The sequence below is a fragment of the Acinetobacter sp. GW821-FHT01C12 genome (genome assembly GCF_059422625.1).
Genome location: NZ_JBWKXD010000001.1, coordinates 584,159 through 600,231, shown reverse-complemented (window position 1 = coordinate 600,231; position 16,073 = coordinate 584,159). Strand labels below are relative to the sequence as shown.

19 protein-coding genes are annotated in these 16,073 nt (G+C 38.1%); 16 read left to right on the top strand and 3 right to left on the bottom strand.

Annotation, left to right across the window (positions count from 1 at the left end; translation table 11 throughout):
- Positions 1–6 precede the first annotated feature (6 nt).
- The 16 genes from AC07WY_RS03010 (at position 7) to AC07WY_RS02935 (ending at position 11,594) form a co-directional block, all read left to right on the top strand.
- Positions 7–348, top strand: a complete 342-nt coding sequence (locus AC07WY_RS03010) for a PilZ domain-containing protein (RefSeq protein ID WP_004821228.1) — start codon at positions 7–9, stop codon at positions 346–348.
- Positions 349–378: 30 nt separating this feature from the next.
- Positions 379–1,152 (top strand): TatD family hydrolase, encoded by a 774-nt coding sequence (locus tag AC07WY_RS03005; RefSeq protein ID WP_004720827.1) that lies wholly within the window; start codon positions 379–381, stop codon positions 1,150–1,152.
- An 87-nt stretch (positions 1,153–1,239) separates the two neighbouring features.
- The gene (locus tag AC07WY_RS03000; RefSeq protein WP_004821232.1) at positions 1,240–1,854 is read left to right on the top strand and encodes a TetR/AcrR family transcriptional regulator; all 615 of its coding nucleotides are present in this window, start codon (positions 1,240–1,242) and stop codon (positions 1,852–1,854) included.
- A 5-nt stretch (positions 1,855–1,859) separates the two neighbouring features.
- Entirely contained in the window at positions 1,860–2,426 is a 567-nt protein-coding gene (locus AC07WY_RS02995) for a prepilin-type N-terminal cleavage/methylation domain-containing protein (RefSeq protein WP_034610211.1), read from the top strand.
- The gene (gspI, locus tag AC07WY_RS02990; RefSeq protein ID WP_004821236.1) at positions 2,413–2,796 is read left to right on the top strand and encodes a type II secretion system minor pseudopilin GspI; all 384 of its coding nucleotides are present in this window, start codon (positions 2,413–2,415) and stop codon (positions 2,794–2,796) included. The genes AC07WY_RS02995 and gspI overlap by 14 nt, the downstream gene beginning before the upstream one ends.
- Positions 2,796–3,452 carry a type II secretion system minor pseudopilin GspJ gene (gene gspJ / locus AC07WY_RS02985; protein WP_494735680.1) on the top strand — a complete coding sequence of 219 codons (657 nt, stop codon included), beginning with the start codon at positions 2,796–2,798 and terminating at the stop codon, positions 3,450–3,452. The genes gspI and gspJ overlap by 1 nt, the downstream gene beginning before the upstream one ends.
- Before the next feature lie 47 nt (positions 3,453–3,499).
- Positions 3,500–4,456: a type II secretion system minor pseudopilin GspK gene (gspK, locus tag AC07WY_RS02980; RefSeq protein ID WP_494735679.1), complete on the top strand. Its 957-nt coding sequence runs from the start codon at positions 3,500–3,502 to the stop codon at positions 4,454–4,456.
- Positions 4,457–4,688: 232 nt separating this feature from the next.
- Positions 4,689–5,285 carry a 6-pyruvoyl trahydropterin synthase family protein gene (locus tag AC07WY_RS02975; RefSeq protein WP_262085945.1) on the top strand — a complete coding sequence of 199 codons (597 nt, stop codon included), beginning with the start codon at positions 4,689–4,691 and terminating at the stop codon, positions 5,283–5,285.
- Between the two features lie 74 nt (positions 5,286–5,359).
- Positions 5,360–6,073, top strand: a complete 714-nt coding sequence (ung, locus tag AC07WY_RS02970; RefSeq protein WP_151957114.1) for a uracil-DNA glycosylase — start codon at positions 5,360–5,362, stop codon at positions 6,071–6,073.
- Positions 6,070–7,191: an enoyl-CoA hydratase/isomerase family protein gene (locus tag AC07WY_RS02965; RefSeq protein WP_004720808.1), complete on the top strand. Its 1,122-nt coding sequence runs from the start codon at positions 6,070–6,072 to the stop codon at positions 7,189–7,191. Before ung ends, AC07WY_RS02965 begins: the two co-directional genes overlap by 4 nt.
- Positions 7,192–7,197: 6 nt before the next feature.
- Complete coding sequence (tadA, locus tag AC07WY_RS02960; protein ID WP_419334124.1) at positions 7,198–7,722, top strand: tRNA adenosine(34) deaminase TadA; 525 nt, start codon at positions 7,198–7,200, stop codon at positions 7,720–7,722.
- Between the two features lie 86 nt (positions 7,723–7,808).
- On the top strand, positions 7,809–8,243 hold the full coding sequence (locus tag AC07WY_RS02955; RefSeq protein ID WP_419312061.1) for an SRPBCC family protein: 435 nt from the start codon (positions 7,809–7,811) through the stop codon (positions 8,241–8,243).
- A gap of 11 nt (positions 8,244–8,254) precedes the next feature.
- Positions 8,255–8,944: a (d)CMP kinase gene (cmk, locus tag AC07WY_RS02950; RefSeq protein WP_262085950.1), complete on the top strand. Its 690-nt coding sequence runs from the start codon at positions 8,255–8,257 to the stop codon at positions 8,942–8,944.
- Positions 8,945–9,062: 118 nt separating this feature from the next.
- The gene (rpsA, locus tag AC07WY_RS02945) at positions 9,063–10,745 is read left to right on the top strand and encodes a 30S ribosomal protein S1 (RefSeq protein WP_004821252.1); all 1,683 of its coding nucleotides are present in this window, start codon (positions 9,063–9,065) and stop codon (positions 10,743–10,745) included.
- Between the two features lie 159 nt (positions 10,746–10,904).
- Entirely contained in the window at positions 10,905–11,207 is a 303-nt protein-coding gene (locus tag AC07WY_RS02940) for an integration host factor subunit beta (RefSeq protein WP_004720793.1), read from the top strand.
- A 21-nt stretch (positions 11,208–11,228) separates the two neighbouring features.
- On the top strand, positions 11,229–11,594 hold the full coding sequence (locus AC07WY_RS02935) for a lipopolysaccharide assembly protein LapA domain-containing protein (RefSeq protein ID WP_004821255.1): 366 nt from the start codon (positions 11,229–11,231) through the stop codon (positions 11,592–11,594).
- Between the two features lie 141 nt (positions 11,595–11,735).
- Here AC07WY_RS02935 and AC07WY_RS02930 read toward each other — a convergent pair whose 3' ends face one another.
- Genes AC07WY_RS02930 through AC07WY_RS02920 form a run of 3 tightly spaced genes read right to left on the bottom strand, consistent with a single transcriptional unit; the run spans position 11,736 to position 16,052 of the window.
- Complete coding sequence (locus AC07WY_RS02930) at positions 11,736–12,803, bottom strand: fimbrial protein (protein WP_494735678.1); 1,068 nt, start codon at positions 12,801–12,803, stop codon at positions 11,736–11,738.
- Between the two features lie 15 nt (positions 12,804–12,818).
- Complete coding sequence (locus AC07WY_RS02925; RefSeq protein WP_494735677.1) at positions 12,819–15,323, bottom strand: fimbria/pilus outer membrane usher protein; 2,505 nt, start codon at positions 15,321–15,323, stop codon at positions 12,819–12,821.
- Between the two features lie 24 nt (positions 15,324–15,347).
- Positions 15,348–16,052: a fimbrial biogenesis chaperone gene (locus AC07WY_RS02920; RefSeq protein ID WP_262085953.1), complete on the bottom strand. Its 705-nt coding sequence runs from the start codon at positions 16,050–16,052 to the stop codon at positions 15,348–15,350.
- Positions 16,053–16,073 lie beyond the last annotated feature (21 nt).

Below are 16,073 nucleotides of genomic sequence, written 5' to 3'. Positions count from 1 at the left end.
ATAATCATGCAACCACGTATGGGCGGTTTGATTCAAGTCAACATCAATGATCGTGCAACTTTACAAGCCAGTTATATGCCTTATATTTTAGGCGGTGGCTTATTTGTACCATCAAAGAATCCTGTAAAAATGGGCGATGAAGTGTTTGTATTGGCAGGTTTGCCAGATCAATCACAGAAAGTTCCTTTAACAGGGAAAGTGATTTGGATTTCGCAAAAGCAAAATGGAATTAAGCCACAAGGTTTTGCAATTCAACTCACTGGTGAAAAAGGCATCTATTACAAAATGGAAGCAGAAAAATTACTCGCAGGCAGTATGTCTTTAGACCGTCCTAGCTTTACAATGTAAGCCAATTTTCAATATTATTTAGGAATTTCTGTGTTTGTTGATACGCATTGCCATTTAACCATGTTAAATCTTGAACCTTATGCTGGGGATCTCGATGCCGCATTACAACAAGCAAGAGATGCTGGTGTGTCCAAGTTTATGGGGATTTCTGTAGATTTGGATGACCATATCGCACTTGCAGAAATTGCCGCAAGACATTCAGATGTGGGTTATAGTGTCGGTGTACACCCATGTGAAGATCCAGCAGTAATGCAACGTGCAAGTGTTGAAAAACTGGTTGAACTGGCACAAGCTGAAAAAGTTTGGGCCTTAGGTGAAACAGGCTTGGATTATTTTCATAGTACTGAATTTATTGCTGAACAAAAAGCCTGTTTTGCACGACATATTCACGCATCGCAGCAGCTTAAAAAACCTGTAGTTGTACATACCCGTTCAGCAAAGCATGAAACCGTAGATATTATTCGGGCTGAAAAATCAACACATGGTATTTTGCATTGTTTTACAGAAGATTGGGAGACTGCAAAGGCTGTTTTAGATTGTGGCTATTATATTTCCTTCTCTGGAATTGTTTCATTTAAAAATGCGCAAGATTTAAGAGATGTTGCTAAGCAAGTGCCTTTAGATCGCTTGTTGATTGAAACGGATAGTCCTTATTTGGCACCGATGCCTTATCGTGGAAAACCGAATGAACCAAAATACGTTCCTTATGTAGCCAAAGCGCTGAGTGATGTATATGATAAAACGCTTGAAGAGATCGCTTTCATTACTACACAAAATTTTGAAAATCTGCTTCAACAAAAGTGATTGAAAAGCACTGATTTAAAAAGCAATCAATAGAAGTGCGTCAATTTATTAACGGATAGAATTAACAAGAGAGTTTATCGGGTGAAGATGGATCGACAGGCTCAGTTTAGAGCAAGAGAAGCATTGATTTTTCAGGTTGCTGAACAACTGCTTTTAGAAAATGGTGAAGCAGGGATGACATTGGATGCCCTAGCAGCAGAATTAGATCTAGCCAAGGGAACACTTTATAAGCATTTTCAGAGTAAGGATGAGTTGTATATACTGCTCATCATTCGTAATGAACGTATGTTACTTGAAATGGTACGTGATACTGAAAAAGCATTTCCTGAGCATTTGGCTTTTTTTATGTTGCACCATTTACACCATCCTGAACGTGCAGTGTTATTCCATCAGATCGAAGAGCGATTATCCACCACTGGACAAGGCATCCATCATTTATTTAGCGAACTCTATCAAGTACGTAAACAACGTTTACGTATCATTATTCGCATGACAGAAAGCTATCTAGAATCGATTCAAAGTTTGATGTCGGTACGTGATTATTTGGCTTCGATTTGGTCGATTACGCATGGTGGAGCAGCGATACTGAATTCCAGCTTCTATCAGCGTTATTTAGGTTGTCGAGATACCTTACGTGTCGCATTGATTGATCAGGCATTGGCTGTGCCAAAACATCCACAAGCCTCAGAACAGGTGGCTTAGCTGCAATGAAAAATCTACGATCATCTCAAAAAATACGAGGTTTTACCTTAATTGAGGTGATGGTGGTGATCGTCATCATCAGTATTATTGCCTCATTGATCATTTTAAATATTGATGGCGTAGATCAGCGTAAAGCTATGCAAGCACGTGAGATGTTATTGCTTGATTTAAAACAGATTAATCGTGAAGCCAATGATCAAGCGCGTATTTATGCACTCGATTTACACAATGCTACCGATGTTGCAGCTGCACAGTATGGTGTTATTGAATATATTCCAGTCAAAGAAGATGCTGAGCAACGTATTCGAGTGGTTGACAATAAACCATGGAAAGAAGTGACGGACTTTCCTAAAAGAGCGTTGCCAGAATACGTTTCATTTTCTATTGAAACAGAAGATCATCAATTCCAAAATGCAAATAACTCAGAACTCTTGGGAAATAATGCACCTAAATTGATTTGGTTTGGAAATGGTGAAGTCAAACCTGTCACAATTCAAATGTATTATCAGCAAAAGCCAGTGGGTGGGGTAATTCGAGTTGATTATTTGGGTAAAGTAGATGAAGAAAAATAAAGGCTTTACTTTAATTGAGGTGGTTGTGGCTTTGGCGATTTTTGCAGTCGCAGCAATGGCTTTGACCAAAGTCGCGATGCAATATACGCAGTCGACAGCCAATGCGATTTTACGAACCAAGGCTCAGTTTGTTGCACAGAATGAAATCTCAATGATGATGATTAATCGTGAATGGCTGTCAGGAACGTCATCTAAACAAGTCACCACACAAGGTGAAACTTGGCAGGTAGATAAAAAAGCAGAATCTACACTGAGCCCAAATGTACAAAAAATAGATGTGCAAGTGAGCCTTTTTAATCCTGATACGGGTAAAGTAGAAGCAGGGATTACCAATATGGTGTTCTTTAATTATCCGATCAAAGAAAAATAATGATGAATCTAATCAAGCATAAAAAAAATCAAACTGTGTATGCACAGAAAAGCACAGGCTTTACCTTAATTGAACTTTTGGTGGCCATAGCAATCTTTGCTGTTTTGTCAGCATTGGGCTGGAAAATATTTGACTACCTGATTAAAGTTAAAGATCGTAATATCATACATGAGGAAAATTTAGGCCAATTACAAGGTGCGTATCAACAGATTCAGCGTGATACCTTACAGATTGTTCCTATTTCTGCAAGAAGCGGTGAGGAAATTGAACCTGCTTTAGGTTTAGATAATCAAAAACTTTCTTTCAGTAAAACGGGTGTAACCGATCCGCTTAAACAGGGGTTGTCGCCCTATGAACGAATTGAATATGTTTACAATGCACAAGAGAAAAAACTTTATCGGTTAAAATATTCAAATTTAAATCGAAATAATTCAGAACAGCCCTTGTCGAGTGTGTTATTGGCAGATGTTGATCAGTATCGTATTGATGTTTTAAATCCAACAGAATTAGATCGTTGGCCAAATGATATGATTAAAAATGATAGGCAATTACCGCGTGGGATTAAAATTAAAGTCACGATTCGTGATATAGAATATGAATGGATTTTTAGTTTGCTCAATTCAGACTATCTGATCAATAACGGCGCAGATAATTAAATCAGTATTGTGGTCGATGCGGATCAATAAATTTAGGTAAATCATTCATGCAATTAAAGCAGCAAAAGGGTATCGCATTAATTACGATTTTAGTGATGGTCGCTTTGGCAACCATCATTGCTGCGACGATTGCTAAACGTCAAAATTACACCAATGAAAGTACAGGTTTTTTAAAACGGCAAAGCCAAGCACTTTTTTATGCAAAGAGTGCGGAAGCATTTTATTCTGAGATATTGGTACAAGACAGCGAAAACAGCAAAGAGGCAGATTACTTACAGGAAACATGGGCAAAACCGATGCCAGCATTTCCAGTTGAAGATGGGTATGTCACAGGTGTGTTGGAAGATGAGTCAGGTAAATTCAATTTAAACAGTTTATTAACCAATGAAGGTAAGCCCAATGATGCAGCACAGAAATATTTTTCTAAGCTTTTGGTTCGTGTCGGTTTACCTGCTGATGCTGTCCAAGCCGTGATTGATTGGCAAGATCCAGATAATGAAACCATAGGTTCATTCGGTGCTGAAACAAGTTATTACCAAGGTTTACCTAAACCATATTTGGCTGCAAATCGAAAATTTTCCAGTGTTGAAGAACTTAAACAAGTACGTGGTTTTGAAGAAAAAAAGTATGATTTAATTGCACCTTATATATCGGCACTGCCTGATATTGCAACAAAAATTAATGTCAATACCGCACCTGCAATGGTTTTAGCAGCCATGGATGAAAAACTAGACGTAAATAGCGTACAAACAGCTTTAAAAGCGCGACAAGAAAAACTAGAGCATTTTGCCAATGTGGGCGAGCTAATGAAAATCGCACCATTTGACAGCTTGAACGCTGCAAGTAAAACCGAGGCAGACAAGATTTTTGGAGTAACATCCAGTTATTTTAAAGCCAAGATCGAAGTATCTTTAAGCAATCGCAAGCGTCAATTTACTACGCGCTTTATGCGTAATGATAAATCGCAAGTTTATGTTTATTCACGTAGCCTTGCACCATTTTGAAAATTTTAGTGAGTATTTTTTTAACTATATGATTTTAAATAACTATAAAAGATAGTTAAAAGGTAGCTAAAAGGTTGGTTGATTGAGTAAACATGATTCGATAGGCTAAATAAGCCTAAAAAATGAGATCATCCTTTTTGCTAATTGCAATCAACGTGAAAATTAATGCTCAGGGTTCGAGTTTTGCTTTATAATCGAGATTCTTTACCGATTTGTTTATAAAATTTGGCTCATGTTAATTCGTAAGTTATTTAAGTTTGAAAATGCACACATTGTGCGCAATTGCACGTCAGATCGTTGCAAACGGTCTATACACGGGCACAGCTATAAAGTTGAATTACTACTTAAAGCTTCAAAACTTGATCATGGTCAAATGGTATATGACTTTGGATTGCTTAAAGGTGTAATCAAAGAAATTTTCGACAGTTTTGACCATGCGATCTGTTTTTGGCAAGAAGATAACCCTGAATATATTCAGGCGTGTAAAACTTTTAGTGCTCGTTGGGTGGCTTTGCCAGTTTCTCCATCGGCTGAACAGTTTTCACGGATATTCTTTTTCCTCGCGCAACAGATTTTAAAATCAACCATTACTCAAAATGGGGAAGGGGATGTTGAAGTCTATTCTGTGATTGTGCATGAAACCGATACAGGTTATGCGCAAAGTTTTCAAGAAGATATTGAAAATGCTCAGATGGGACTGTTGAGTCTGGATAAAATTATTTTTTCTGAGCAGGTCACATCTGAATGGTCTGACCCAGAAATGTATGAAAAATTGAAACAAGGTATTCCGTTTCAAAACCCTGAAGTGGATTTACAGGTTAAACTTTAAATGATGATTTTTGAGTGAAATCCATCTTTAGGACAAATAAATTTTTAGGAAAATGAAATTTAGGATGAAAGTTGATGCAATTATCTGAACTCGAACAAACAAAATTAAATCAAGTTCGGTTAGATCAAAGTTGGAAAGAAGGTTTAGCTGAGTTTCTTTTGAGTCAGCAAATGGATGATTTGCGTTCTTTTTTAGTTGCTGAAAAAAATGCAAATAAAACCATTTACCCACCGAGCTCACTTATTTTCAATGCATTAGACACAACGCCATTGAATCACGTAAAAGTGGTGATTTTAGGACAAGATCCTTATCACGGCCCTGATCAAGCCCATGGGTTAAGTTTTTCCGTACAAAGAGGCGTTGCATTGCCTCCGTCTTTACGTAATATTTTTCATGAGTTAAATACAGATTTAGCTGTACCTGTATCCCGACATGGTGATCTCACCAAATGGGCTCAACAGGGTGTATTGCTTTTAAATAGTGTGTTGACAGTGGAAGCTGGGCAACCAACATCACATCAAAAACGCGGTTGGGAAAATTTTACAGATCATGTGATTGATGTGTTGAATGAGCATAGAGAGCACATTGTATTTATACTTTGGGGCGCATATGCTCAGAAAAAAGGACAACGTATAGACCAAACGAAGCATCTGGTATTAAAAGCTGCGCACCCATCTCCATTGGCAGCAAATCGTGGTGGCTTTTTTGGTTGTAAGGTTTTTTCAAAAACAAATAATTATCTGAAACAATATGGCATTGAGCCAATCGACTGGCAGCTGGACGCATGACAAACTCTCCCGAAATAAATAATTATCACCCAGATCTGATTATCGAAGAAGCGAAAAAGGGATGGCGAATTATTCGCTTAAATCGTCCTAAGTCGCTTCATGCACTTGATGAATCTATCGTTGCGGCATTATTGAAGCTGTTTGAGGATTTTCATCATGATGACTCAGTTAAGGCAATTTGGTTAGATTCAACCACGCCTAAAGCTTTTTGTGCAGGCGGTGACGTTCGTAAATTGCGTCAATTGGTGATCAACAATGAAGTTGAAACAGCCAATAAGTTTTTTGAAACGGAATATGCTTTAGATTTACTGTTGCATAATTATGCTAAACCTGTAGTGGTTTGGGGTGAAGGTTATGTCATGGGTGGTGGCTTAGGCTTATTCATGGCAGCGCCTTTCCGTTTAGTTACACCGTATTCGCGTCTTGCTATGCCTGAAGTGAATATTGGTCTATATCCAGATGTAGGTGCTACACGTTTCTTGGCAGATCGTGGTCCGATTGGTTTATTTACGGGTTTAACTGGATCGATCATGACTGCAGCGGGTGGTTATGGGATTGGTTGGGCAACCCATATTTGTGATGCACAACGTGATGTGGTTTTACAGAAACTGATTGATATCGATTGGGATCATTATCCTGCTGGTGATTTCCGTGCTTTAGATGACACCTTAAATAGTTTACATCGTCCTGTTTCACCTGGACCGTTGCAAAACTCTTTGGATGTGATTCATAGTGTTTGTCGTGGTGTAAACTTTGAACATGATTATGAGGCGATTATTGGTCTAAGTGATGCGCGTAGTGATTGGTTGCGTCAAGCCAGTGAGAATCTACAAAAAGGTTCACCAAGTACTGCTGCGATTACCTGGTTGTTATGGCAGTGGGGACGTCAAGTTCATCCTTGGTCTGAGGTTTTTGAATTAGAAAAACAAATTTCTGATTGGAAAATTCGTCATCCTGACTTTGTTGAAGGTGTACGCGCACGTTTGGTGGATAAAGATTTATCACCAGAGTGGGAACAGGTTGAGTCGCGAACATTGCGTGGAATCCTTGCGAAGAATCCACCTGTCACAACAATTGACAGTTGGAATGCGCTGCTAAGCCAGTACGGTATCATTTAAGGTTGTATGACTGAAGAAACTCAACACTACATAGATCAACAATGGATGCAGCTGGCTTTAGAGCAAGCTGCATTTGCTGCATCTATCGGTGAAATTCCAGTAGGAGCTGTGATTGTAAGTCAGGGGCAAGTGATCGGTGAAGGTTATAATCAACCGATTGCTCAGCATGATCCAACAGCCCATGCGGAAATTCTGGCACTGCGCAATGCGTGTCAAAAGATTGAAAATTATCGCCTACCAGAAGACGCCACTTTATACGTCACACTTGAACCTTGCACCATGTGTGTCGGTGCATTAATCCATGCAAGAATTCAACGTGTGGTTTTTGGCGCGACTGAACCTAAAGCGGGTTCACTCATCAGTAGTCGTCAACTGTTAGAGATTGGCTATTACAATCATATATTTCAGTTTGAAGGTGGTTGTTTGCAAACGCAGTGCTCAAGCCAACTGTCTGATTTTTTTAAAATGCGCCGTGAGCAAAAAAAACAATTAAAGTTACAACAAAAGACCTTAAATGACTCATTAAAATGATCTAGAATACACAAGATTTTATTGACAATGAAAATTGTCAAAATAAGGGTTTAAAAAATATAGTTAAAGTTTAAAAGGGTATAACAATGAATTCTATTCAAGTAAAACAAGAGTTTAATGCACCAATCGATCAGGTATTTGACTTGTTATCAAAACATTCAACCTATAATGTGGCTTTTGCACCGATTCAAGTTGTACGGGTAAAAGATGCTGCTGATCCTGAACGCCCAGATGGATTAGGTTCTATCCGTCGTATGGGGTTCGGTCCGATCAAGCCGATTCAAGAGCAAATTACGCATCTGGATGTCAATAAACGTATCGAATATAAGTTAATTAACAATCCATTGATTAAACATCATATTGGAATTATTGAGTTTACAGCGCTTGCTGAAAACAAAACCCGTGTTGACTATACGATCGAATTACAAGCACGTGCACCATTTGTGAGTAAATTAATACTTGCACAGCTTAAACTAGCGATTACACTTGGATTTAAGAAACTTGCTAAGTCTGTAGCTTAATTGGAAATTCAATGACAATTCAAATTATCACAATCGATGGGCCAAGTGGTTCTGGTAAAGGAACACTTGCAGCAAAACTTGCGCATCACTATCAATTCCATTTATTAGACTCTGGTGCGCTGTATCGTTTGCTTGGATTGTCATTGCATCAAAAAGAATTGTTGGACGCATTAGACACTGAATCTGTATTGCAACAAAGTGTGACGATTGCAACAAATCTAGATATCGTATTTAAGAGTGCTGACAACGGAATCATGATTTTGTTGGATGGTGAAGATGTCTCACAAACGATTCGTACTGAACGCGTTGGTGAATTTGCTTCAAAAGTCGCAGCAATTCCTGCGCTTAGAGCGGCATTGGTAGATCGACAACATGCTTTTGCCCAGTTGCCTGGCTTGGTTGCCGATGGGCGTGATATGGGTACTTCTATTTTTCCACAAGCACAAGCGAAGATTTATCTCACTGCCTCAGCTGAGTCCCGTGCAGAGCGTCGTGTAAAACAGTTGCAGGGAATGGGGCTGGATGTTAAAATAAGCGACATTTTAGCAAATATACAAGCTCGAGATAAAAGAGATATGGAACGCACAGTCGCTCCACTCAAGCCAGCAGAAGACGCTTATGTCATTGATAGCTCAGAAATGAACATCGATGAAGTGTTTAAACTGATGACTGATTATGTCGAGTTACATTTAGCTAAATAAAGAATATTTAACCAAATATTAGCCAAAGCATAGCTTGATCAGTTTATACGGACTATGTGGATGGCTTAACTAAACCGGCCTTGTCTGATCCAAGACCGTTGACTTTACTAGGTATATCATGACCGAATCTTTTGCAGCCCTCTTTGAAGAAAGCGAATCAACTCTCAATATCGACAAAGGTGCCGTTATTAAAGGTATCGTTGTTAGCATCGACTCTGACTGGGTTACTGTTGACACTGGCCTTAAATCTGAAGGTGTTGTTGCACGTTCAGAATTCTTAAACGAACAACGCGAACTTGAAGTTCAAGTTGGCGATGAAGTTGATGTTGTTGTTGAAGCGCTTGACAACGGTATGGGTCAAACAGTTTTATCACGTGAAAAAGCGAAACGTGCTGAAACTTGGACTAAACTTGAAAAAATCTTTGAAGACGGCGAAATCGTTACTGGTGTTATTTCTGGTAAGGTTAAAGGCGGTTTCACTGTTGACATCGGTCCAGTTCGTGCATTCTTACCAGGTTCATTGGTAGATACTCGCCCTATTCGTGATACAACTCACCTTGAAGGCAAAGAGTTAGAATTCAAAGTAATCAAACTTGATGCTAAACGTAACAACGTTGTTGTATCTCGTCGTGCTGTAATGGAAGCTGAATCTTCAGCTGACCGTGAAGCGCTTCTTTCTCAATTGGAAGAAGGCCAAACAGTTACTGGTACGATCAAAAATCTTACTGATTACGGTGCATTCGTTGACCTTGGCGGTATTGATGGTCTTCTACATATCACAGATATGGCTTGGAAACGCATCAAACACCCTTCAGAAGTTGTTGAAGTGGGTCAAGAAGTTACTGTTAAAGTACTTAAGTTTGACAAAGAACGTAATCGTGTATCTTTAGGTCTTAAGCAATTAGGCGAAGATCCATGGTTAGCGATCATGAACCGTTATCCTAAAGGTTCTATCGTTAAAGCACGTGTTACAAACTTAACTGACTACGGTTGTTTCGCTGAAATCGCTGAAGGCGTTGAAGGCTTAGTACACGTTTCAGAAATGGATCACACTAACAAAAACATCCACCCATCTAAAGTTGTTCAGATTGGTGATGAAGTTGATGTTATGGTTCTTGAAGTTGATGAAGAACGTCGTCGTATTTCATTGGGTATCAAGCAAACTCGTGCGAACCCATGGGAAGAGTTCTCTAAGTCACACGACAAAGGTGAAAAAGTTTCTGGTACGATCAAGTCTATCACTGACTTCGGTATCTTCATCGGTTTACCTGGCGGTATCGATGGTCTAGTTCACTTGTCTGATATTTCTTGGAACGAACAAGGCGAAGACGCTATTCGTCGTTACAAGAAAGGTGATACAGTTGAAGCAGTTATCTTGTCTGTAGATGCTGAAGGCAACCGTATCAGTCTTGGTATCAAGCAAATGAACAGCGATCCGTTCAATGACTTCTTAGCTGCTAACGAACGCGGTGCGTTGGTTAAAGGTACAGTAACTGCTGTTGACGCTAAAGGCGCGACAATTAAGTTAGCTGACGAAGTTGAAGCTTCTTTGAAAGCATCTGAAATCAACCGCGATCGCGTTGAAGATGCAACTAAATTCTTAGAAGTTGGTCAAGAAGTTGAAGCTAAAATCATCAATGTAGATCGTAAATCACGTTCTATCAACTTGTCGATTAAAGCGAAAGACGAAGCTGAAGAGAAAGAAGCTGTAGCAAACTTGAAAACTACAACTGCGCCTACTGGTCAAGACAATGGTCCTAAGACAATTGGTGATTTGATCAAAGCACAGATGAACCACTAAGTGATTGTTAAGAAGTATTATTTAATGTAATTAATTAATATTTTTTATTCAAATAGTGTAAAAGGTAGCGTAGTATATGATTACTGCGCTACCTTTTTGTATTTAAAAAGGATATTATCTGGTGTATATCAATTAGCATTAAAATTAATGAGGTCTTAAATGACAACTGAAGCACTTAATAAGTCTGACTTAATAGAAAGAATTGCTCTTAAAAATCCGCATTTAGCAGAGCCATTAGTCGAAGAAGCAGTTAAGATTATGATCGATCAAATGATTGCATCATTATCTTCAGATGACCGTATTGAAATTCGTGGGTTTGGTAGTTTTGCTTTACATCACCGTGAGCCACGTGTGGGTCGTAATCCTAAAACAGGTAAATCAGTAGAAGTTGCAGCAAAAGCTGTACCTCACTTTAAACCTGGTAAAGCACTCCGTGATGCAGTAAACGAATCTGCTAATTAATAAAATTCGAATGAGGTGAGTATGCGCTATTTCTTAGTTGCATTACTACTGGTAGTCTTTGGTTATGCTTTAGCATTAGTCTTGCAGAATCCAGCTGAACTACCTGTAGATTTATTGTTTACTCAAGTACCAGCAATGCGTTTAGGGTTATTGCTACTATTAACTTTAGTGCTTGGGATTGTTCTTGGATTGTTGCTTGGTGTACAGGTGTTCCGTGTATTCCAAAATGCATGGGAAGTTAAGCGTCTTCGTAAAGATATTGATCATCTCCGAAAAGAACAAATACAGACAGCACAATTGGCCGCTGCTGAAGCTGCCGCAAGTGCTCGTCATGAAAAGACAGTATTAGATATTCAACCAGAAAATAAGAATATCAATACGCTTTAATCATTATGATAAAAAAGCGCTTTACCATCAGTGTAAAGCGCTTTTTTATTGGTACTGATTTTTTTGACTGTGTCGATTATTCAACATCAAAAACTTTGTTCAATATCATCAAACAAAAAAAGAATATAAGTTCGCTATTTTTTAATCATATACGATATTTAAATAAGCTTGAGATCTGACCAGACCAGGTGTCACTGTATTTGCGGTTCTCACGTAATTGGCTTTAATCACATGTTGAATCAGTTGAGCAGTACTTAAATTACCAAAGGTCCATTTGTTGGTGCTCTTTGATTGGTTTGGATCTAAACTAATTATCGCATTATTTTTATCACGTAAACGAATACCTACACCAGTCGCATAACCTGCACCGACTTGATTCTCTAATATATTTGTTGCATTGGATTGATTTAAGGCGTCCGTGGTATAAGCCTTTATTTCACGACCTGCGCCATCATTTAAATTTGCACAATTTATACTGAGGGTTGCTGTATTGCTTGAGCTTAATGCGGTCTCATTTCCGACTAAACCCAAGTTTCGTACACTAATATCAGGCAGTGCAATGGTGTAGCTACTTTGACTCAGTGAGCATGTGGATTCAGAGATATTGACTGTTGCATTTAAATATACGGGAATTTGTGTATTTGCAGGGATAAGACCATTATCACTAACACGTCTTAAACTGATGGTTGCTATTCGTAGATTAGAAACATTGATCGTTGTGGGGTATGAGGTCATTGTTGATGTTCTAGGTAAAACATATAATGTCACCCTCATTTTTACACCATGGGTATCACCACTATAACTATAAATTGCTAATTCAGTGGTATTTAGTGTTTTTAATGTACCACTCGCCGGTGCATCGCCCATTTCAACTTTAATCCCTAAAGCTGGGTAAGCATTTAAACGCGAAATATTGGCATCATAGGTCGTCACATTGGTGGCAAAAACATTACCAAAAATGGTTCTATTTGTGCCAACAGTACATCCAGTGTAAACACGGAAAATATCAAAATTTGCTGAAGCAACTTCGCGGGAATATACATTGGACTGTACTGATGTCCCTTCATATTTATTGATATTCATGGTACTGGCATTCATCGTTGGCATGCTATAGCCGCTGGTGAAATTGCTGCCTACACTGCAATCTGCAAATACTGCAAAACTTGCAGGGAGTGTAGATAACATAAATAACAATTTATATTTCAGCATAAAATTACTCCGTGCTTATTTGCAATTTAGGCTAAAGCTTGCAAAAGGGATTTGAGTTTTACTTTGTTCCAATATTTCTTTTGAAATATCGAATTGACAAGAATCAGTATTACTCCAAGAGACGCTATAGCGTCCAGGATTTATATTTTGCATAAAAATTTGCTGACCTTGTCCTACTGTAGTCACTGCATTACCCAAAGCATCTTTCACTTGAGCACCCATTGGAATGAGCACCTCATTTGCGTGTTTAAGTTCAATTAAGGCTTTTGTGGTTTTTAACGCTTTAAAATCCACTAAAATACTTGCGTTCGATTTAGGTACAACTTGCAATTGGGTTGCATCAACATCGGTATTTAATGGAATTGTATTTGGGTTTAAGTTGATACTATTGTATTGGTAAGGATTTAGATAGGGAATAATCGCATTGCCCCAGCGATCAATTTTAATATTATTTCCATTGGAGAGGCTGGTTCCCTCTAAACCTTTGGCATGAATAATTGCAAAAGTATCATTTAAATCATTGGCTAAGGTAATGCCGTGTTGATGTGCAACAATTGCACCTTGTGCTTGTAAAGAGTATTGACGTTGTTGGTCAAAGTCGGTTGCATAAGTCGATGCTAAATAAACTGGATTGGTTCGATAACTCAAAGAACTGCTGAAGAGATCTTTATCTTTACTATTTGAATAATTGAAGTTATAGCCGAACTGCTGATTTTCACCTAAATTTCCAAATATGCCGACTTGGTTGGTATTGAGTGCATTATTATCAGGATAGACTTCACTACTTAGGCGTAAATTACTATTTTTCTTTTTAAACGATAGAGGAATATTCACATTGACAAAGTATTGAGTGTCTTTATCTAATTTGTATTGATCATTTTGAGTATGTTGCATACCGACATAGTAACTGATGCCTTTATAACTATTGCTATAGCTAATTTGATAAAATTTTTGTGTATTGATTTGATGCCAGAATTCATACTGTGAAAAACTGGCTGAAACAGCACCAAACTGATGACCTAGGTTCTGGCTCAGTTGAATATAGTTTGATGACTTGGGCCGACCATTAAGTACTAATGCAGAACTGTTGTTTTGAATATAACGATTCTGCATGGTTTCATCGAAGGAATAATATTGATCATTTCCATAAACAGTACTGTTTAAACTGATATTTGTTTTTGCACCGTTTAGAGCAAGGTTATAGCGCAGCGTAAGCAAAGAACTGTCTAAATTTTGGTTGGATTGGTTAATATCTGCTTTAACAAAATTACTTTCTAAAGCGATACCACCGAGTTTGGTATTTAACGCGGTTCCTAGAATATAGGATTGATAATGATCACTGACCAGCGCTGAACTGCTCACTGAGATAAAATCATTTAATCCATAATCAAAAGATGCATTGATTAACTTCTCATCATAGGATTTGCTATTTTGACGAAAAGTACCTGCTGCAATTTGATAACGATACTGCTTTGCGCGGATAGATTGAATAAAATTATTATAAGGCAAATCAAAACTGCGGATTTCACCATTTGCTTCAATAATATCTACATTTAATGTACCACCCGTCCCAGGTGTTTGGAGATCTGTAATATTAAATGCGCCGGCAGGAACAGTGCGTTCCATAATAATTTGTTGATTTTGGCGCACGCGTATTAAAGCATTACTTTTTGCATAACCTGAAATTGTGGGTGCGTAACTTTGCAATGAAACCGGTAGCATTCTGTCATCGCTGGCAAGTTGTACCCCACGAATGGCGATACTCGAATTACTATTGATGGTTTTGGTATTGGTATAGAAATCACCAAGAGTAAGCTGAGTTTTTAAACTAGGTAGTACTCGCATAAGCTTGTTTTCATAGCTGGTATATTGGCCTGAATGATTGCTGTCTCCCATACTAGTACTACCAGAATGACGGAATTGCCAATCATCAATATTGATACCAGAATTAATATTCAGAAAGCTAGAATCTTGTTTATTGTCCTGACCATAATCTGAATTATAGTAATTGTAGTAATATTTGAGAAAAGCGCTATTTCCACCAGTTTCCCAAAGTGATGGATCTATATAGCCAAATGGTCGTTCATTTAACATCGATTGAGGGCTTGAAACATCCACTCGTTGTTCCGCTATATTCAGCTTCCAGAACACGACATGATTCATTAAGCGTGTATCGATACAGTCACCAGTGACTTTATCTAAATCGATAAGTTTATGATTGAAATCAAGCTGCTTAACAGTACTGCGTGGAATACAATAACGTTGCTTTTCAGGTGATTCAGGATCATCTGAAATATGCACAATAGAGCGGGTGATATAACGATCATTTAGGTAAATATCGAGGATGTAATCATTTGGCGCGACTTTATCGCTTGAAACAAACTTTTCAAGATCAATTGTTTTAGAGTTTTGGCCGTATAAAAAACTATTATCGAATTGTGGTGCTTGCGCTATAACATTTTGATTGCATAGATATAGACTTAGCGCCAAAACACTATACCTAAGTGTGAAATGTTTCAAGCACAATTCTCCCAATAATTTAGATTAAAACTGTTTCTCTATTGTCGATAAACTGCCGTAGTCATTGATTAAATAAAGCTGTACGGACTTAGCGTCTGATAAATTTTCGACCTCAATTTGTTGTTTTGAAAATGGTTCTATGAAGCTTAGATTTTTAATTTCGCTTGGCGTACCATTTTTTAAAACCAGATTCGATTTACCAAAATTTAAGTAATAAGGTGTTGGATTGTTGATTTGTAGTTGGTTGTTTACACGCTGTACTTCAACTTTTTGAAACGCTTGTTGCTGTTCCATTTTGATGCTAGTTGGTCGGTAAAACAGTTTTAAGCGATTACGTATCGCAAATTGTAAATAATTTGCTTCAGCTGTTGGCTTGGCAGGGATATCAAGCACGTTAAGCCAAAATAATGTTTCTCGATCAGTAGCAAGCTTTTGTTTTTGATTGAAAATGACACGTAAAGATTGTCCTTTCGCAGCTTCAATCGTAGTTATCGGAGGGGTAACAATAAACGGGGCTTGGGTTGTGGTTGGATCTGCAATAATGTCTTTACTGTCCACCCATGATTGTACTAATGCAATTTGATCACCTACATTGGTTAATTGCACAGATACAAATTCTTTATCACTTGGGTAAATTACACGGGTACCTGTAATCACAATACCAGCATGCGCGGATGTGATCAAAGTACTGAGCATTAACAAGCTAGAAATAAAAAATGGTTTTTTCATTGAAAGACCCTTGGGGAGATG